Raw genomic sequence first — 18,128 nt, 5'->3', positions numbered from 1 at the left:
CTGAGGGCTGACAATCCTTGTCTTACACTCGGGCGACCAGCGGTATAAAGTTGAATGGTTGGTCACAATTGCGGCGCAATCCCAGTCCCAGGCTATTGCTTACTCGGCTGGATGCAATTCTATGGCGACGGCAAAGCCGCCCAGGCGCTGAGACACGGCGTCTGCCAGGGCAGTTTGGCCTGCGGGCAAATAGATGTGCGCGACCTGGCCGCGTTTATCGTCGCTCAGTACTTCAACGCGCAGGCGTTGATCCAGCTCCGCCAGTGCTGCTTGGTAGACGCGAGCGATGGCGTCGAAGCGCAGCGCTGGTTTGAAGGTTTTTCCAACGGCAGTCAATGGAATAGCCTCGATGATCCAGGCGTCCTTAGGGATCGCCGCGCGCTCGGGGATATGTTCGGCGGCATGCGCCAGTAGCTCAGCCTCGCTGGCCTGTGCGCCGGGCTTGAGCTGGACATACACCACGGGGAGTTCACCGGCCTTTTCGTCCGGCTTGCCGACCGCCGCCGCCATGGCTACGGCAGGGTGTTTGTGCAGGGCTTCTTCGATCATCTGCGGGTCGATGTTGTGGCCGCCGCGGATGATCAGGTCCTTGCTGCGGCCGGTCAGCCAGATATAACCGTCGGCATCCACGCGTCCCAGGTCGCCGCTGTTAAACCAGTTATCGTCGACCCAGATGCCCGCATTTTTGCTGGTCTGCAGGTAGCCCTTGAATACAGTGGCGCCGCGGATGCACAGGTTGCCGATTTCATTGTGCGCGGCATCCCTCAAATAGTTGCCTTGCTCATCGAGTACCTTGATGGCCACTTCGCAATACGGCATCGGTAGGCCGATGGAGCCTGCGCGCCGCTCACCAGCGGGCGGGTTGGCGCTGCTGCCGCAGGTGCCTTCGGTCAGACCGTAGCCTTCGATTAGGGTCAGCCCGGTTTTGCTCTCAAACTGACGGATCAGTTCCACTGGCATTGGCGCGGCACCGCACAGGGCGTATTTCAGCGAGCTGAGGTCATAGCCTTTGCTAGGCACTTGCAGCAGGCCAGCATAAATAGTCGGTACGCCGCTGAAGAAACTGACGTTGTGCCGTTCGATGATCGCCCAGAAATTGCTGATCAGGTTTGGGTTGCGGTAACCCTGAGGTGTGGCCAGCAACACTTCGGCCCCGCCAATAAACGCGGTAAGGCCGGTGACAATCACGCCATTGACATGAAACAACGGCAGGCCGCAAAGGGTGACATCGCCGGGTGCAAAGTCGGTCACCAAGTTCATGCTGAAGGCCATGGCCACTTCATTGCCATGGCTATGCGGCGCAAGTTTCGGCGTGCCGGTGGTGCCGCCGGTGTGGAAGTAGCTGGCAATGTCGTCAGGGGCGATAACGCGGCCGCTTTCCAGGTGGTCGTCCGGGCAACCGGCAATCAGCTCGTCGAAGTCCAGTACGCCATCGGGCAGAGGGCCGCGTTGCGTCTTGAGTGAACTGCGCTGCGGCTCCGGCAACAGGTTGGCCATGTCCACGCAGATAATTGCCTTGAGGTTAGGCAGTTGCTCGCGCAGGCCTTCGACCTTGGCCCATAAGTCGGTGCCGGGGAAGGGGGCGAGGGTGACCAGAAGTTCTGAATCCGAGGCCTGGATCAACTCGGCGATATGCTCCGGGTCGAGCAGTGGGTTGATCGCATTGACGATCCCGGCCGCTTCACCCCCCCAGATGGTGAAATGGGTGTGCGGCAGGTTCGGCAGCAGAAACGACACTGCCTTACCTGGGCGCAGGCCCAGGCGATGGAAGGCGTTGGCGGTCTGGTTGATCTTGCCCAGCAGTTGCCCGTAGGTGAGGCGGTATGCCGCCTCATCAGCCGTGCCTTGAAGGATAAACGACAGCGCCGGCGCATCAGGTTGCCGCACTGCGCTGCGGCGGATCAACTCATAGGTGCTGGCCGGCAGGTTGCGCTCTGCCAGTGGGGTTTGCTCGATCTGCTGGATGTCACGCAGGGTTTTGATGGCGGGGATGGCAGGCATAGGCGTTCTCGCTTGCAGGCAGTCAACTGTTTAAGCGTTGCTCCAGCCAATCGGCAATGTCGCGAATCTCCTCATTCACCACTTCGTGGCCCATCGGGTAGTCACGCCATTGCACGCTGACGCCGGAGGCGCTCAGGTAGTCATGGGCTGCTCGGCCCATGGCCGGCAGTACGATGTCGTCGAATGTGCCATGCAAACACAGCACCGGCAGTTGTCTTTTTGTATCTGCCAGGCTGATGTCGTCGCCGAAGGTGGGTGCGTAGGTCGACAGGGCTATTACCCCGCCTAGGGCAAACTGCCAGCGCAGAAAGGCGGTGTGCAGCACCACCGCGCCGCCTTGGGAAAAGCCCGCGAGAATGATCCGCGCCGGGTCAATGCCACTGTCGCGCTGCGCTTCGATCAAGTTGATGACTTGCTGGGCTGAAGCTTCCAGTTGCTCGCGGTTGATCGCGCGGGCTGGGCTCATAGCCAAAATGTCATACCAGCTGGGCATGGCGTAGCCGCCATTAATGGTGACTGCCTGGGTCGGTGCTTGCGGCAGAACGAAGCGGGTGCTGGGCAAACGCTGCTGCAAGGCTTCGGCGACGGGCATAAAGTCATAACGGTCGGCACCGAGGCCGTGCAACCAAATGACGCACGCGTCGGCGGCAAGTGTGGGCTGAAGGATCAAGGGTTCACTCATCTGAGGCTCCGCTGTGGTGCGATTGCACTGATTTAGTGCGAGATAGAAAATAGGCTGTGGTGATTATGGAAAGAAGATGTCGCCAGGTTGAAAGTTTTGCTCTTGATCTACCTGTTTTTAGCTTGATGGGCGCGACTGGTACGGCCCTTGCTATGTACCTGTGAGACTGATGATGTTGTCTGGTCGTGGTAACAGTGCCACCCAACTGGGCGTGGAGAGTGAGTCGCCTTTAAACGGCGCTTCACGGGTTCGCCAGGCATTGCAGGCTGTACGAAAAGTCACTTGCTATGTGTCTCTAGCTCATTCAAATAATGGGCGGGTGAGAGTTTATGGCCGTTGGAGCAATCGGCAACTAGACTTGAACCAAGGTTTCGATCCCGGTTGTGTGTGTTGCTGCCGACACGCTCAACGAGCCCCATAAGGGTACGGTGGTAGAACCGAGACTCCAAACACAACAAAAGCAACTGGAGGTTTTAATGAAGATGGTGAAATCCACACTGGCAGTACTGACCACCGCCGCTGTACTTGGCGTCAGCAGTTTTGCTCAAGCTGGCGCTACTTTGGACGCAATCCAGAAGAAAGGTTTTGTTCAGTGCGGCATCAGCGATGGTCTGCCTGGCTTTTCCTACGCCGACGAGAAAGGTAACTACATGGGCCTCGACGTTGACGTATGCCGTGCAGTTGCTGCTGCGGTGTTCGGCGATGCAACCAAGGTTAAGTACAGCCCGTTGACCGCCAAAGAGCGCTTCACCGCGTTGCAGTCTGGCGAAGTCGACGTCCTTTCGCGTAACACCACTTGGACCAGCTCGCGCGATTCCGGCCTGGGCCTGAATTTTGCCGGCGTTAACTACTACGACGGTCAAGGCTTCCTGGTTAACAAGAAGCTCGGCGTTTCCAGCGCTAAGGAGCTCGACGGTGCGACTGTCTGCATCCAGGCAGGTACCACGACCGAGCTGAACCTCTCCGACTACTTCCGTGCTAACAACCTGAAGTACACCCCCATCACTTACGACACCTCCGACGAGAGCGCCAAATCGGTTGAAGCAGGCCGTTGTGACGTGCTGACCTCCGACCAGTCGCAGCTATATGCACAGCGCATCAAGCTGGCTGATCCTGAGTCCTATGTAGTGCTGCCGGAAGTGATCTCGAAAGAGCCACTGGGTCCGGTTGTACGCCAGGGTGACGAAGAGTGGTTCGACATCGTGCGCTGGTCGCTGTACGCGATGGTCAACGCCGAAGAGCTGGGCATCACCTCGGCCAACGTTGAAGAGCAAGCCAAATCCACTAAAAACCCCGACGTAGCACGTCTGCTCGGTGCCGAAGGTGAGTTTGGTAAAGACCTAAAACTGCCGAAAGACTGGGCCGTTCAGATCGTTAAGCAAGTTGGTAACTACGGCGAAAGCTTCGAGCGTAACGTCGGTGTCGGCAGCCAGCTGAAGATCGAACGTGGCCTCAACGCCCTGTGGAACAAAGGTGGTCTGCAATACGCACCGCCGGTGCGCTGACCGTCTGCTGTCAGCCACTCGCCCTGAGTGGCTGACATTGTTCTGATTGATGTGACTTTCATGCCCGCCGTCGCGGGCATGAAAGTCCAAGAGGGCTCCTATGCAAACCACTGCAAATGCCCCGCGCCCCGGTGGATCGGTCTGGACCGACCCCAAGGCACGTGCCTGGCTATTTCAAATTCTTGCCGTTATCGCTGTTGTGGCGCTCGGCTGGTTTCTGTTTGACAACACCCAGACCAACCTAGAGAAGCGTGGGATTACCTCTGGTTTTTCCTTTCTCAATAACAGCGCCGGCTTCGGCATCGCCCAGCACCTGATCGACTACGACGAAAGCAACTCCTATGGGCGTGTTTTCGTGGTGGGCCTGCTCAACACCTTGTTGGTGTCGGTGATTGGTATTGTCCTGGCGACGCTATTAGGTTTCCTTCTGGGGGTGGCGCGTCTGTCGCCCAATTGGTTGATCAGCAAGCTGGCAACCGTTTACATCGAAATCTTCCGAAATATCCCGCCGCTGCTGCAAATTTTCTTCTGGTACTTCGCGGTGATGCTCTCCCTGCCAGGGCCGCGGCAAAGCATGGGCGTGGGCGAGACGTTTTTCCTCAACAGCCGTGGCCTGTATATGCCAGCGCCAAGCCCGGGGGATAACTTCGGTCTGTTTGCTGGCGCGGTGATTGTGGCGATTATTGGTGTGATGCTGCTGTCGCGTTGGTCGAAGGCGCGTTTTGAGGCCACCGGCCGGTTGTTCCCGGTTTCTTTGGGGGCGATCCCCCTGCTGATCGGGCTGCCAGGCCTGGCGATTCTGCTGGGCGGCAATCCGTTGCAGTGGAGTATGCCGGCGCTTACTGGCTTCAACTTTACGGGCGGCTGGGTGCTGATTCCTGAGTTGATGGCGTTGACCTTGGCGTTGACCATCTACACCGCCGCTTTTATCGCTGAAAACGTACGTTCCGGTATCCAGGCCGTCAATCATGGGCAAACCGAGGCAGCGCGCTCTTTGGGCCTTCCTGCTGGCAAGACCTTGCGTCTGGTGATTATTCCGCAGGCACTGCGGGTAATTATTCCGCCGCTGACCAGCCAATACCTGAATCTGGCGAAGAACTCCTCGCTGGCTGCCGGTATCGGTTACCCGGACATGGTCTCGCTGTTCGCCGGTACGGTACTCAATCAGACCGGACAAGCCATCGAGGTGATTGCCATCACCATGAGCGTTTACCTGGCGATCAGCATCAGTATTTCCATGCTGATGAACTGGTACAACAAGCGCATTGCGCTGATCGAGCGGTAAGGAGCAGCCATGCAAATTCATACGTTTAAACCTGATTTACCGCCACCCGCGCTGAGCGTTGGTGTAGTCGGTTGGCTGCGTGCCAACCTATTTTCCAGCTGGTTCAATACGCTACTAACGCTGTTCGCTGCGTATTTGGTCTGGCTGATTGTGCCGCCACTGATTCAGTGGGCCTTGATCGATGCCGACTGGACCGGTACTACCCGTGCCGACTGCACCAGCGGCGGGGCGTGCTGGGTGTTTGTGCAGCAACGTTTCGGTCAGTTCATGTACGGTTTTTACCCGACCGAGCTGCGTTGGCGCGTTGACCTGACCCTGTGGTTGGCGGTGATCGGTGCCGCCCCGCTATTCATTCCGCAGATACCACGTAAAGCGTTTTATGGCCTGGTTTTCTTGGTGGTCTACCCGCTGGTGGCGTATTGGTTGCTGCACGGTGGTTTCTTCGGCCTGTCAACGGTGTCTACTAGCCGTTGGGGTGGCCTGATGTTGACCCTGGTGATTGCTGCTGTCGGTATTGCAGGCGCTTTGCCGCTGGGTGTCGTGTTGGCGCTGGGGCGGCGTTCGGATATGCCTGCCATCCGGGTGATCTGCGTAACCTTTATCGAGTTCTGGCGTGGCGTACCCCTGATCACTGTGCTGTTTATGTCTTCGGTGATGCTGCCGCTATTCCTCCCAGAGGGTATGAGTTTCGACAAGCTGATGCGGGCATTGATCGGGGTGATTCTGTTCCAGTCGGCCTACATCGCTGAAGTGGTGCGCGGTGGGCTTCAGGCAATACCCAAAGGTCAGTACGAAGCCGCTGCGGCCATGGGCCTGGGTTACTGGCGAACGATGGGCTTGGTGATTCTGCCGCAAGCCATGAAGTTGGTGATCCCCGGGATCGTTAACACCTTTATTGCGCTGTTCAAGGACACCAGCCTGGTGATCATCATCGGTCTGTTTGACTTGCTCAACAGCATCAAACAAGCCACCACCGACCCGGCTTGGCTGGGCATGGCCACTGAAGGCTACGTATTCGCTGCACTAATTTTCTGGATTTTCTGTTTTGGTATGTCCCGCTACTCCCAACATTTGGAGCGCAAGCTGGACACCGGCCATAAGCGTTAGGAGACCTTTCAATGCCTGAAGCAATCAAACAAACCAGCGCCGAGCCGATGATCCTCATGGAAGGTGTGCACAAGTGGTACGGCCAATTCCACGTACTCAAGGACATCAACCTGAGTGTGCAGCAGGGCGAGCGTATCGTGCTCTGTGGCCCATCTGGTTCGGGCAAGTCCACCGCGATTCGCTGCCTTAACCGTTTGGAAGAGCATCAGCAGGGCCGCATCATTATCGACGGTACCGAGTTGACCCACGACCTTAAGCATATCGAGGCCGTGCGTCGCGAAGTGGGTATGGTGTTCCAGCACTTCAATCTGTTTCCGCACCTCACCGTGCTGCAGAACTGCACCCTGGCGCCTATGTGGGTGCGCAAGATGCCCAAGCGCGAAGCCGAGGAAGTGGCCATGCACTACTTGGAGCGCGTACGCATTCCAGAGCAAGCCCATAAGTATCCCGGGCAGCTGTCCGGTGGCCAGCAGCAGCGTGTGGCGATTGCCCGTGCGCTGTGTATGAAACCGAAAATTATGCTCTTCGACGAGCCAACCTCGGCCCTCGATCCAGAAATGGTCAAAGAGGTACTCGATACCATGGTTGGCCTGGCTGAAGACGGCATGACCATGCTCTGTGTAACCCATGAGATGGGCTTTGCCCGTACCGTGGCGAACCGGGTGATTTTCCTCGATAAAGGCGAGATCGTTGAAGAAAATGAGCCAGAAGCCTTCTTCACTAACCCGCAGAACGAGCGGACCCAGCTGTTCCTCAGTCAGATAATCCACTGATTTACAGCTGTTATAAAAAGGGAGCCTTCGGGCTCCCTTTTTTATGCGGGGTGTGGGGGCTTAACTGTCTTCTGGCCATAAGCGAAGCGGCTTGCCTTCTGCAGGCCACAGACGCAGTTGCTCGGTGGCGGAGAAGTCCCAGCGCTGCACTGTGCTTAGGTTCTCGAGAAAGCGCGCTTCCTGCTCCATCAGCGCCGGTGCGCACATTTTACGCGTGCTGCCTGCGGCACTGAAACTGATCTGCGCGCCTGTCAGGGTATAGCCGGCAAACCAGTGGTTACAGCCCGCGTTACCATAGGCGCGACCATCATCCCCCAGGGTGATGGTTAGGTGACTGCTGTCGATCAGTGGACGTTCACCTATCCATTCCACTTGGTAGGTCTGTTCGGTTTGCAGTTGCGGCGAGGATGTGGCGCAGCCTGCAAGGCTTGCAGCCAGTAGACCGATAGTCCATGTGCGGTTCATGGAGCCTCCTGGTTAATGCACTTAGGGCACAAGTGCTTGGCGGCTTTCGACTGCCAACCAAGTTCCTTGATCCGTGCTTCGGCGGCTGGCGCTTGGGCTTTTTTGCCGAGCGCGGCATCGACTGCGAACTCGAAGTCCAGCTGGGTCTTGCAGCTGTCGCAATTGACCTGCCAATTGAAGATGGCCAGTTCGCCGAACACCGGTCCGGTGGCCACGGCTACCCACTGGCCGCGTGGGTTGATCAGGTGGCGAACCTTGTCGGCCAGCAGGCGCATGGACAGCTCGCGGCTGCCTTTGAGGGTAACCAATAGGGTGTCGCCGCTCTGGATCGAGCCGCCATTGCCAGTGACCTGATAGCGGCCGGGTGTCAGCGCGCGGCATTCGATCAGGGTGTGCTCGGGGTTGAGCAGGTTGTAGCGAAAGTCGTGTTCAGCCATGGATCCTCCAAATAGACGTAAATGCTATCACGCGGCAGGAAGTAGCTGATTGATCGGCGAGTTGGCCAGCCAGGCGGCGACATTGTCGCGGGTGGTGCCGGCAATTGCGGCTAAGGCTTCATGGGTGAGAAAAGCTTGGTGCGCAGTAATCAGTACAGTGGAGAAACTCAGCAGGCGCGCCAACACATCATCCTGTAGCGGTTGTTCGGAGCAATCCTCGAAGAACAGCTCGGCCTCTTCTTCATAGACATCCAGGCCCAGGTAGCCCAGTTGCCCACTTTTCAGCGCGCCGATCAGTGCCGGTGTATCGATCAAGGCCCCGCGCCCAGTATTGATCAACATGGCGCCACGCTTCATTTGTTGTAAGCGCGCGGCGTCGATCAGGTGGTGAGTGGCGGTGTTGAGCGGGCAGTGCAAGCTGATGATGTCGCTGCCTTCGAGTAGTTGATCCAGTTCGACTTGGCGCGCGCCCACCGGTAGATCAGCAACCGGCTGCGGGTCATGGATCATCAGCTGGCAGCCGAAGCCGGCCATGATCCGCGCAAAGGTCAGGCCGATTTGCCCGGCGCCGATGATGCCGACGTGTTTGCCATGCAGGTCGAAGCCGATCAGCCCATGCAGGGAGAAGTCGCCTTCGCGGGTGCGGTTAAAGGCGCGGTGGGTGCGCCGGTTGAGGGTCATGATCAGCGCCACCGCATGCTCAGCGACGGCATGCGGTGAGTACGCGGGCACCCGCACCACGGTCAGGCCGAGGGCTTGCGCAGCGTGCAGGTCGACATGGTTGTAGCCGGCGGAGCGCAGAGCAATCAGTCGGGTGCCGCCTGCCGCGAGTTGCTGCAATACCGCTGCACTGAGGTCGTCATTGATAAAGGCGCATACCACCTCGTAACCGGCGGCTAGGCCGGCGCTGTCCTCGCGCAAGTGGGCTTCCTGAAAGCTCAATTTCCAGTCGTCAGGAAACCCCGCGGCGTCAAAGCTCTGTTGGTCATAGGGCTTGCTGCTGAACAGAATGATGCGCATGAAGTTCCTCGACTCGTGATTTCAATCGCCCTGACTCAAGCGCCGACCTGAGCGTGCTGAGCCAGCCGTTCGATGGCTGCATCCAGCTCATCCAAGGCTTGTTGGGCGGCTGGGTCGTTCTGTTTCAGTAGGGTTTCGCTGCGCTGGCAAGCGGCGCGCAGTTGCGGCACGCCGCAATAGCGAGTGGCCCCGTGCAGGCGGTGTACGCGCTCAATCAGGCTGTTGCGTTCGCCGCTGTCGCGGGCTTGGCGAATGGCCTGGCGGTCGCCGGGCAGGCCGGCCAGCAGCATGCTCAGCATATCGGCGGCCAGATCCGCTTTACCGGCGGCCAGGCGCAGGCCTTCGTTGGCATCCAGTACGCTGAGGTTGTTATGTGTCGTGCTGATACCGGTGTGCTCGCTGCTCTGGCTACGCAGGGCTAGGCCGGTCCACTTGAGCACCACCTGGGCCAATTGGCGTTCACTGATGGGTTTGGTCAGGTAGTCATCCAGGCCACTTTGCAGCAGCGCGCGTTTTTCGTTGGCGAGGGCGTGGGCGGTCAGCGCGATAATCGGTACCGGGCTTTGGTTGTGTTGGTTTTCCGCTTGGCGAATCGCTTCGGTGGCCTGACGACCGTCCATACCAGGCATTTGCACGTCCATAAAGATCAGGTCGAAGGTTTGCTCAGCGGCTTTTTTCACGGCTTCAAAGCCGCTGTTGGCGATGTTGACCTGGGCACCCATATCGTCCAGCAGGGTTTGTACCAGCAGCAGGTTGGCCGGGTTGTCGTCGACGCAGAGAATCAGCGGTGGTCGGCTGGGCGCAGTATGTTTGTAGTCGGCACGGTTCTGCCTTGGGCTAATCAGCTCGGTCAGGCCTCGTTGCAGCTTGCGTGTACAGGCGGGTTTAGCTTGCAGCTGGCTGTACGCATCCGGCAAAAAGCTGTGGTAGAGCGACTGCTCAGTGGTGGGGCAGAGCAGCAAGGTTTTACAGGCCAAGCGTTCGAGTTCCCATATGCGCTGATCAAGCCGCTCTGGCGGCAGGGTCTGGGTACTGACGCCGAGCACCGCCAGCTCAATCGGTTGAGCGCTATGTCGGGCTTCGGCCACCGCGCTGAGCAAGCTGTCGAGGCTGTCAAAGCCACTGACCTGCAGGCCGCAGTCTTCCAGTTGGTGCTGCAGGGCCTGGCGGGCCAGGTCGTGGCTTTCCAGAGCCGCCACGCGGCGCCCGAGCAGTGGAGGGCGTGGCAGGTCTTCAGCATCATCACGGGCCTTGGGCAGGCTCAGGGTGATCCAGAATTCCGAGCCCTCTTCGGGGGTGCTGTCGACTCCGATTTCACCACCCATTTGCTCGATCAGGCGTTTGGAAATCACCAGGCCCAAACCGGTGCCGCCCGCCTGGCGGCTCAGTGAGTTGTCGGCCTGGCTGAAGGCCTGGAACAGTTCGCGCAAATCTTCATCGGAGAGGCCGATGCCGGTGTCCTGCACGCTGATGCGCAGCTGCGCGCGGTCGGCACTTTCGTCTTCGAGCATGGCGCGGATGACGACGGTGCCGGCGCGGGTGAACTTGATCGCGTTGCTCACCAAGTTCGTAAGCACTTGCTTGAGCCGCAGTGGGTCGCCGATTAGCGACAGCGGTGTGTCGCGATAGACCAGGCTGAGCAGCTCCAGCTGCTTGGCGTGAGCGGCCGGGGCAAGGATGGTCAGGGTTTCCTGGAGCAGATCACGCAGGTTGAACGGGATATTTTCCAAGACCAGCTTGCCGGCCTCGATTTTAGAAAAATCGAGGATCTCGTTGATGATCGCCAGCAGGCTGTCGGCGGATTTTTCGATGGTGCCCAGATAGTCCTGCTGGCGCGGGGTCAGCTCGCTTTTTTGCAGCAGGTTGGTGAAGCCGAGGATGCCGTTGAGCGGTGTGCGGATCTCATGGCTCATATTGGCAAGAAATTCGGATTTGATCCGGCTGGCCTCTAGGGCCTCTTTGCGCGCTAAGTCCAATTCGATGTTCTGAATTTCGATGGTTTCCAGGTTCTGCCGCACATCCTCGGTGGCCTGGTCGACACTGTGCTGCAGTTCTTCCTGAGCGTTCTGCAGGGACTCGGCCATGCGGTTGATGCCCGACGCCAGCTCGTCCAGTTCATGGCTGCCAAGTGGCGGCAAGCGGGTTTCCAGGTGGCCGTCCTTGAGCTGGGCGACGCCGTGTTTGATCCGCCGCAGTGGTTCGTTGATGGTGTGGCTCATGCGCACGGCAAGCAGGGCGGTGACCATCAGTCCTGCGGCAATTAACAGCAGGCTGGCGAGCAGGCTGCGGTAGCCGATGATAAGGGTGCTGTGATGCGAGAGTTCCAGCTCGACCCAGCCGAGCAACTGAGTGCCAGGGGCGCTGATAGCCTTACCGGTTAAGCTCAGGTGCTGTTGATACACCGGCAGGAGAAATCGCGTCGCGTTCTGGTTGCCGCTCTGCACAAGCGGCTGTTCGCCAGTCGCTGGCGAAGGATTGAGCATGCTCGGCCCAGCGTGGGCCAGGGCGTTACGTTCGGCGCTGAGGAAACTCACGGCGCGAACGTCTGGCTGCTCGAGAGCCTGGCTGGCGATGCGCTGCAACAGCTCGGCGTCGCCGCTTTGTAGTGCAGGGGCGGCGAGGGGGGCGAGTTGCTCGATGATCATCTGCCCGCGCTGCAGCAGCTGCTCCTGCAAGCTGGATAACTGCATCCAGGTGAAATAGCCACCGAGCACCAGTGCCAACAGGCTAGTGGGCAGTAGGGTGAGCATGAGCACCCGGCCTTTGATGCCTAAATCCGTTATCACGCGCTGACTCCTGTACCGACGTGGCAGCAGTTTAGCGTTTGCGCCTGCTCTCTTGGCAAATGCTGTCGTGCAAAGCGGGTCGGTTATATAGCCGAGGGTGGTTTGCCGGTATCATGAGCGCCTTCTTTGCTTCTGGATCACCTTGTTCGCCATGAGCCTGCATTACCCAACTATCGCCGATTGCGTCGGCAACACCCCACTGGTTCGCCTGCAACGTTTGCCGGGTAACACCCGCAATACCTTGCTGCTGAAACTTGAAGGGAACAATCCGGCGGGCTCAGTAAAAGACCGCCCGGCCTTGTCGATGATTAGCCGCGCCGAGTTGCGCGGTGATATCAGCCCTGGTGATGTGCTGATTGAAGCCACCAGCGGCAATACCGGGATTGCCCTGGCCATGGCGTCGGCGATCAAGGGCTACCGCATGGTGCTGATCATGCCGGACAACTCCACCGCCGAACGCAAGGCGGCGATGACGGCCTATGGCGCGCAGTTGATTCTGGTGGGCGGGATGGAGGAGGCGCGCGACCTAGCCTTGCAGATGCAGGCTGATGGTAAGGGTAAGGTCCTCGATCAGTTCGCCAATGGCGATAACCCGATTGCTCACTACACCAGTACCGGGCCGGAAATCTGGCAGCAAACGGGCGGGCAGGTCACCCATTTCATCAGCTCCATGGGCACCACAGGCACCATCATGGGGGTGTCGCGCTTCTTGAAAGAGCAGAATCCTGACGTGCAGATCGTCGGTCTGCAGCCGATGGAAGGCGCGTCGATTCCTGGAATCCGCCGCTGGCCGCAGGCGTACTTGCCGTCGATTTATCAGGCAGAGCGGGTTGATCGCATTATCGACATGGGCCAGCAGGAAGCCGAAGAGGTGATGCGCCGCCTGGCGCGCGAAGAGGGCATCTTCTGTGGTGTGTCTTCCGGCGGTTCGGTGGCGGCCATGCTGCGGTTGTCGCAGGAAGTCGAGAATGCGGTGATGGTGGCAATTATCTGCGATCGTGGCGACCGTTACCTGTCCAGCGGCATTTACGCCGCACCGAGTAACTGATGGCTAAGAAAGACGGCGGTCTACGCTTTCAACCCAGTGGTGGTTCCCGTGCGCCGCAGGTGCCGGTTGGCAAAAAGCAAAAACTGCTCATCGAGCGCCTGTCCAACGATGGCCGTGGTATCGGTTTTATTGAGGGGCGGACTTGGTTTGTCAGCGGTGCGCTGGCCGGTGAGCAGATCGAGGCGCGGGTGCTGGGTGCCCATGGCAAAGTGGTCGAGGCGCGGGTCGAGCGCATTCTTACCGCCAGTCCCGAGCGCCGTAATGAGGCCTGCGTTCACGCCAAAGTCTGTGGCGGCTGCAGCCTGCAACACATGGCGCAGGCCGATCAGCTTGCCCTAAAACAGCGCATGCTCGCCGAGCAGCTGAGCCGTCTGGCTAACCTTGAACCGCGTGAGTGGGCCGCGCCGCTGGTCGGTCCTGAGCTGGCGTATCGCCGTCGCGCGCGGATTGCCGTGCGTTGGGACCATAAAGCCAAGCGTTTAGACGTTGGTTTCCGCGCAGCGGCCAGCCAGGACATCATCGCTATTAGCGATTGCCCAGTACTGGTACAGCCTTTGCAACCAATTATGCGCGCGCTACCTCAGGTATTGCGCGAGCTGGATAAACCCCAGGCCATTGGTCATATCGAGCTGTTCAGCGGCAGCGACAGTGCTGTGTTGGTGCGGCATACCGCTGCACTGAGTGAGACTGACCTCGAACGCTTACAGGCATTTTGCACCGCGCAGGATGCCCAACTGTGGTTGCAGGGCAGCGCTGAGCCGCAGCCGTTCGTTGCCGAACAGCAGCTGAGTTATCGCCTGGATGCCTTCAACCTCAGCCTGGCCTATCGGCCAGGGGACTTTATTCAGGTCAACCAAGCGGTCAACGACGCTATGGTCGCCCAGGCCCTAGATTGGCTCGCGCCGCAAGCCGATGAGCGGATGCTGGATCTGTTCTGTGGCCTGGGTAATTTTGCCTTGCCACTGGCCCAGCGCGGGCGCGAATTAATCGCGGTAGAAGGCGTGCAGACCATGGTCGAGCGCGCTGCACTAAATGCCGAAGCCAATGGTCTGGGCAACGCGCACTTTTACCAGGCCGACCTGTCCAACCCGCTGGCTGAGGCTGACTGGGCACAGGGCGGTTTCGCCGCCGTGCTGCTGGACCCGCCGCGCGATGGCGCCCTACAAATGGTCAAGCAAATGGCTGAGTTAGGCGTTAAGCGGGTGCTGTATGTGTCGTGTAATCCAACGACGCTGGCCCGCGACAGCGCTGAGCTAGTAACGCAGGGCTATCAGCTTGAACGGGCCGGTATCCTCGACATGTTTCCGCAAACCGCGCACGTCGAAGCGATGGCGCTGTTTGTTAGGCCGTAGATAGACGCATCGAGATATGGTGGCAGGCTGCTTGGCTTACTAGGGCCGCTCTACTCTCGATGCAGCAGGGGTGCACAGGGATTGCGCCTTAAGTGGTTAAACCGACCGGCCCATAGAAGGCCGGCGACTGTTCGGTGTGCATATCACGCACCGTAGGGAAGGTAAGCAATATGGTTCAGGTCAGAGCGCATCAGCCGATCAACGACGACGGCAGTGTCAATCTTGAGGCATGGCTCGAACATGTAATGAGTGTCGATCCCGCATTGGATCGTGAGGCGCTGCGTGAGGCCTGCGAGTTCGCTCGCGCGGCTGAGCAGCAGGCCAATGCCGCGAAGAATTTATGGACCGAGGGCGCGTCGAGCTTTCGCTCCGGTCTGGAAATCGCCGAAATTCTCGCCGATCTCAAACTCGATCAAGACTCCCTCGTCGCGGCCGTCATTTACCGCTGCGTGCGTGAGGGCAAGGTGCCGTTGGCCATGGTTCACCAGCGCTTCGGTCCGGTGGTGGCCAAACTGGTGGAGGGCGTGCTGCGTATGGCCGCCATCAGTGCCTCGATGAACCCGCGCGATTCCTTAGTGCTGGGCTCCCAAGGCCAAGTGGAAAACCTGCGCAAGATGCTCGTGGCAATGGTCGATGACGTGCGTGTTGCGCTGATCAAGCTGGCCGAGCGCACCTGTGCGATTCGTGCGGTGAAGGAGGCTGATGACGAGAAGCGTCAGCGCGTGGCCCGCGAGGTGTTCGATATTTATGCACCGCTGGCCCACCGGCTGGGTATCGGGCATATCAAGTGGGAGCTCGAAGACCTGTCATTTCGCTACTTGGAGCCCGAGCAATACAAGCAGATCGCCAAGCTGCTGCACGAGCGCCGCTTGGATCGCGAGCACTACATCAACGAAGTGATGGGCCAGTTGCGGGGCGAACTGGAAACCACTGGCGTCAAGGCCGACATCAGTGGTCGGGTGAAACACATCTATTCCATCTGGCGGAAAATGCAGCGCAAAGGGCTGCAGTTCAACCAAATTTATGACGTGCGCGCCGTGCGGGTGCTGGTGCCGGCAGTGCGTGATTGCTACACCGCGCTGGGTATCGTGCACACCTTGTGGCGGCACATTCCCAAGGAGTTTGACGACTACATCGCCAACCCCAAAGAGAACGGCTATCGCTCGCTGCACACGGCCGTGCTCGGCCCGGAGGGCAAGGTGCTGGAGGTGCAAATCCGCACCCAGGCCATGCACGAAGAAGCCGAGCTGGGGGTGTGCGCGCACTGGCGCTACAAGGGCACCGACGTCAAGGCCGGCTCCAACCATTACGAGGAGAAGATTTCCTGGCTGCGTCAGGTGCTCGAATGGCATGAAGAGCTCGGTGATATCGGTGGCTTGGCCGAACAGCTGCGTGTGGATATCGAACCAGACCGGGTGTACGTGTTCACCCCGGACGGTCACGCCATCGACCTGCCCAAAGGCGCAACGCCGTTGGATTTTGCCTACCGGGTGCACACCGAAATCGGCCATAACTGCCGTGGCGCGAAAATTAACGGGCGCATCGTACCGCTCAACTACAGCCTGCAGACCGGTGAGCAGGTGGAAATCATCACCAGCAAGCACGGCACGCCAAGCCGCGACTGGCTGAACTCCAACCTCGGTTACGTCACCACCTCACGGGCGCGGGCGAAGATCGTCCACTGGTTCAAACTGCAGGATCGCGACCAGAACGTCGCGGCCGGTAAAGTCCAGCTCGAGCGCGAGCTGCAGCGCCTAGCATTGCCCCATGTCGACTTCGAAAAATTGGCCGAGAAGGCCAACATGAAGACCAGCGAAGACCTGTTCGCCTCGCTCGGCGCCGGCGATCTGCGTCTGGCGCAACTGATCAACCTGGCGCAGCAACTGGTTGAGCCTGATCGGGTCAACGAACAGCTTGAGTTGATCCCGCGCAAGGCGTTGGGCTTCAAGCCGGGCAAGCGTGGTGATATCCAGATTCAGGGCGTGGGTAACCTGCTGACGCAGATGGCAGGCTGCTGCCAGCCGCTGCCGGGCGACCCGATTGTGGGCTACATTACCCTGGGCCGCGGGGTGAGCATTCACCGTCAGGATTGTGCCTCGGTGCTGCAGCTGTCCGGTCGAGAGCCGGAGCGGATCATTCAGGTCAGCTGGGGCCCAGTGCCGGTGCAAACCTACCCGGTGGATATCATCATTCGCGCTTATGATCGCGCCGGTTTATTGCGTGACGTAACCCAGATGCTGCTCAACGAAAAGCTCAATGTACTCGCGCTTAATACCCGCTCGAACAAAGAGGACAACACCGCTTCGATGTCCATCACGGTCGAGATTCCTGGGCTGGATGCGTTGGGGCGGCTACTGGGACGTATCTCGCGCTTGCCAAATATTATTGAAGTACGCCGTCATCGCGCATCCTGATAAGCGATAGATCGAGGCAGGTGCGTTAGGCGCAGGATGTTTACGCGATGTTGATGAAAAGGGGTTTAACCGCGACGCGGTTAAACCCCTTTTTTACTCAAGTGACTCACTAGCGGTTTTGACGCTCAGTCACTTAGTCGACTTTCAACACCAGCTTACCGAAGTTCTCGCCGCTAAACAGCTTGAGCAGGGTTTCCGGGAAGGTCTGCAAGCCGCTGACGATGTCTTCCTTGGACTTCAGCTTGCCGCTGGCCAGCCAGCCGCCCATCTCCGCAGCCGCTTCGGCAAAGCGCGGGGCGTAGGTCATCACCACCATACCTTCCATGCGTGCGCTATTGACCAGCAGATTGAGGTAATTAGCCGGGCCTTTGACGGCCTGCTTGTTGTTGTACTGGCTGATTGCACCGCAAATGATTACCCGCGCCTTAAAGGCCAGGCGGGTGAGGACGGCATCGAGAATGTCGCCGCCGACGTTATCGAAATACACGTCCACGCCTTTCGGGCACTCGCGCTTGAGGCCGGCGATCACCTCTTCATTCTTGTAGTCGATGGCGCCATCGAAGCCCAGTTCGTCGATGAGGAACTTGCACTTGTCTGCGCCGCCAGCAATGCCGACAACGCGGCAGCCTTTGAGCTTGGCAATTTGCCCGGCCACACTGCCCACGGCACCGGCTGCACCGGAGATCACCACAGTTTCACCGGCCTTCGGCGCGCCCACATCGAGCAGGGCGAAATAAGCGGTCATGCCGGTCATACCCAGCGCCGACAGGTACAGCGGCAGGGGCGCGCGCTTGGGGTCGACCTTATAGAACCCCTTGGGCTCGCCGAGGAAGTAGTCCTGCACACCCAGTGCACCGTTGACATGGTCACCGACAGCAAAGTCCGGGTGCTGCGAGGCGATCACTTCACCCACACCGAGGGCGCGCATGACTTCGCCAAGAGCGACGGGCGGGATATAGGACTTGGCATCGTTCATCCAGCCACGCATGGCCGGGTCCAGCGACAGGTAGGCATTTTTCACCAGAATTTGTCCGGAACCAGGCTCGCCGACGTTGCTTTCTACATAACTGAAGGTTTCGCGGCTGGGTAGGCCAACGGGGCGTTGAGCGAGCAGGAATTGACGATTGAGTTGGGCGGTCATGGCAGATACTCACTAAGCGGAAAGACTGTTGATAGCCCTTACATGCGCAATGAGCAAGATTTGCCCAAAGAACGAATGGTGGTTAATCCATTCGAGTGATAGGTGGCGTGGG

General features: G+C 59.1%; 14 protein-coding genes. 7 read left to right on the top strand and 7 right to left on the bottom strand.

Features of this window, described 5'->3' with window-relative positions; genetic code table 11:
• Window positions 1–99: 99 nt before the first annotated feature.
• Both BMZ32_RS13115 and BMZ32_RS13110 read right to left on the bottom strand, forming a co-directional pair.
• Window positions 100–2,001 carry an acyl-CoA synthetase gene (locus tag BMZ32_RS13115; protein WP_090242669.1) on the bottom strand — a complete coding sequence of 634 codons (1,902 nt, stop codon included), beginning with the start codon at window positions 1,999–2,001 and terminating at the stop codon, window positions 100–102.
• A 22-nt stretch (window positions 2,002–2,023) separates the two neighbouring features.
• Window positions 2,024–2,683, bottom strand: a complete 660-nt coding sequence (locus BMZ32_RS13110; protein ID WP_090242667.1) for an alpha/beta hydrolase — start codon at window positions 2,681–2,683, stop codon at window positions 2,024–2,026.
• Between the two features lie 476 nt (window positions 2,684–3,159).
• On the opposite strand from BMZ32_RS13110, the gene BMZ32_RS13105 reads away from it, so the two are divergent.
• The 4 genes from BMZ32_RS13105 (at window position 3,160) to BMZ32_RS13090 (ending at window position 7,353) form a co-directional block, all read left to right on the top strand.
• Window positions 3,160–4,188 carry an amino acid ABC transporter substrate-binding protein gene (locus tag BMZ32_RS13105; protein WP_090242665.1) on the top strand — a complete coding sequence of 343 codons (1,029 nt, stop codon included), beginning with the start codon at window positions 3,160–3,162 and terminating at the stop codon, window positions 4,186–4,188.
• 100 nt (window positions 4,189–4,288) lie between these two features.
• On the top strand, window positions 4,289–5,473 hold the full coding sequence (locus BMZ32_RS13100) for an amino acid ABC transporter permease (protein ID WP_090242663.1): 1,185 nt from the start codon (window positions 4,289–4,291) through the stop codon (window positions 5,471–5,473).
• Window positions 5,474–5,482: 9 nt separating this feature from the next.
• Window positions 5,483–6,580 (top strand): amino acid ABC transporter permease, encoded by a 1,098-nt coding sequence (locus BMZ32_RS13095; RefSeq protein ID WP_090242661.1) that lies wholly within the window; start codon window positions 5,483–5,485, stop codon window positions 6,578–6,580.
• An 11-nt stretch (window positions 6,581–6,591) separates the two neighbouring features.
• Window positions 6,592–7,353 carry an amino acid ABC transporter ATP-binding protein gene (locus BMZ32_RS13090; protein WP_090242659.1) on the top strand — a complete coding sequence of 254 codons (762 nt, stop codon included), beginning with the start codon at window positions 6,592–6,594 and terminating at the stop codon, window positions 7,351–7,353.
• 60 nt (window positions 7,354–7,413) lie between these two features.
• On the opposite strand, the gene BMZ32_RS13085 is transcribed toward BMZ32_RS13090, so the two are convergent.
• The 4 genes from BMZ32_RS13085 to BMZ32_RS13070 are packed head-to-tail and all read right to left on the bottom strand — an operon-like array spanning window position 7,414 to window position 12,061.
• Entirely contained in the window at window positions 7,414–7,818 is a 405-nt protein-coding gene (locus BMZ32_RS13085; RefSeq protein WP_090242657.1) for an META domain-containing protein, read from the bottom strand.
• Window positions 7,815–8,255: a hypothetical protein gene (locus tag BMZ32_RS13080; protein WP_090242656.1), complete on the bottom strand. Its 441-nt coding sequence runs from the start codon at window positions 8,253–8,255 to the stop codon at window positions 7,815–7,817. Before BMZ32_RS13080 ends, BMZ32_RS13085 begins: the two co-directional genes overlap by 4 nt.
• 27 nt (window positions 8,256–8,282) lie before the next feature.
• Entirely contained in the window at window positions 8,283–9,275 is a 993-nt protein-coding gene (locus tag BMZ32_RS13075) for a 2-hydroxyacid dehydrogenase (RefSeq protein ID WP_090242654.1), read from the bottom strand.
• A 35-nt stretch (window positions 9,276–9,310) separates the two neighbouring features.
• Entirely contained in the window at window positions 9,311–12,061 is a 2,751-nt protein-coding gene (locus BMZ32_RS13070) for an ATP-binding protein (RefSeq protein ID WP_090242652.1), read from the bottom strand.
• A gap of 151 nt (window positions 12,062–12,212) precedes the next feature.
• Between BMZ32_RS13070 and cysM the strand changes: the two genes are divergently transcribed.
• The 3 genes from cysM (at window position 12,213) to relA (ending at window position 16,875) form a co-directional block, all read left to right on the top strand.
• On the top strand, window positions 12,213–13,109 hold the full coding sequence (gene cysM, locus BMZ32_RS13065; RefSeq protein ID WP_090242650.1) for a cysteine synthase CysM: 897 nt from the start codon (window positions 12,213–12,215) through the stop codon (window positions 13,107–13,109).
• On the top strand, window positions 13,109–14,461 hold the full coding sequence (gene rlmD, locus BMZ32_RS13060) for a 23S rRNA (uracil(1939)-C(5))-methyltransferase RlmD (protein ID WP_090242648.1): 1,353 nt from the start codon (window positions 13,109–13,111) through the stop codon (window positions 14,459–14,461). The genes cysM and rlmD overlap by 1 nt, the downstream gene beginning before the upstream one ends.
• 170 nt (window positions 14,462–14,631) lie before the next feature.
• Window positions 14,632–16,875, top strand: coding sequence for a GTP diphosphokinase (relA, locus tag BMZ32_RS13055; protein ID WP_090242647.1), 2,244 nt, complete (start codon window positions 14,632–14,634; stop codon window positions 16,873–16,875).
• A gap of 133 nt (window positions 16,876–17,008) precedes the next feature.
• Here relA and BMZ32_RS13050 read toward each other — a convergent pair whose 3' ends face one another.
• On the bottom strand, window positions 17,009–18,016 hold the full coding sequence (locus BMZ32_RS13050; protein WP_090242645.1) for an NADP-dependent oxidoreductase: 1,008 nt from the start codon (window positions 18,014–18,016) through the stop codon (window positions 17,009–17,011).
• Window positions 18,017–18,128: the final 112 nt, after the last annotated feature.

The sequence above is a fragment of the Pseudomonas guineae genome (genome assembly GCF_900113745.1).
Taxonomy (GTDB): Bacteria; Pseudomonadota; Gammaproteobacteria; order Pseudomonadales; family Pseudomonadaceae; genus Aquipseudomonas; species Aquipseudomonas guineae.
The sequence above is the reverse complement of the archived record's forward strand: the minus strand, read 5'-3'. Positions and strand labels throughout refer to the sequence as shown.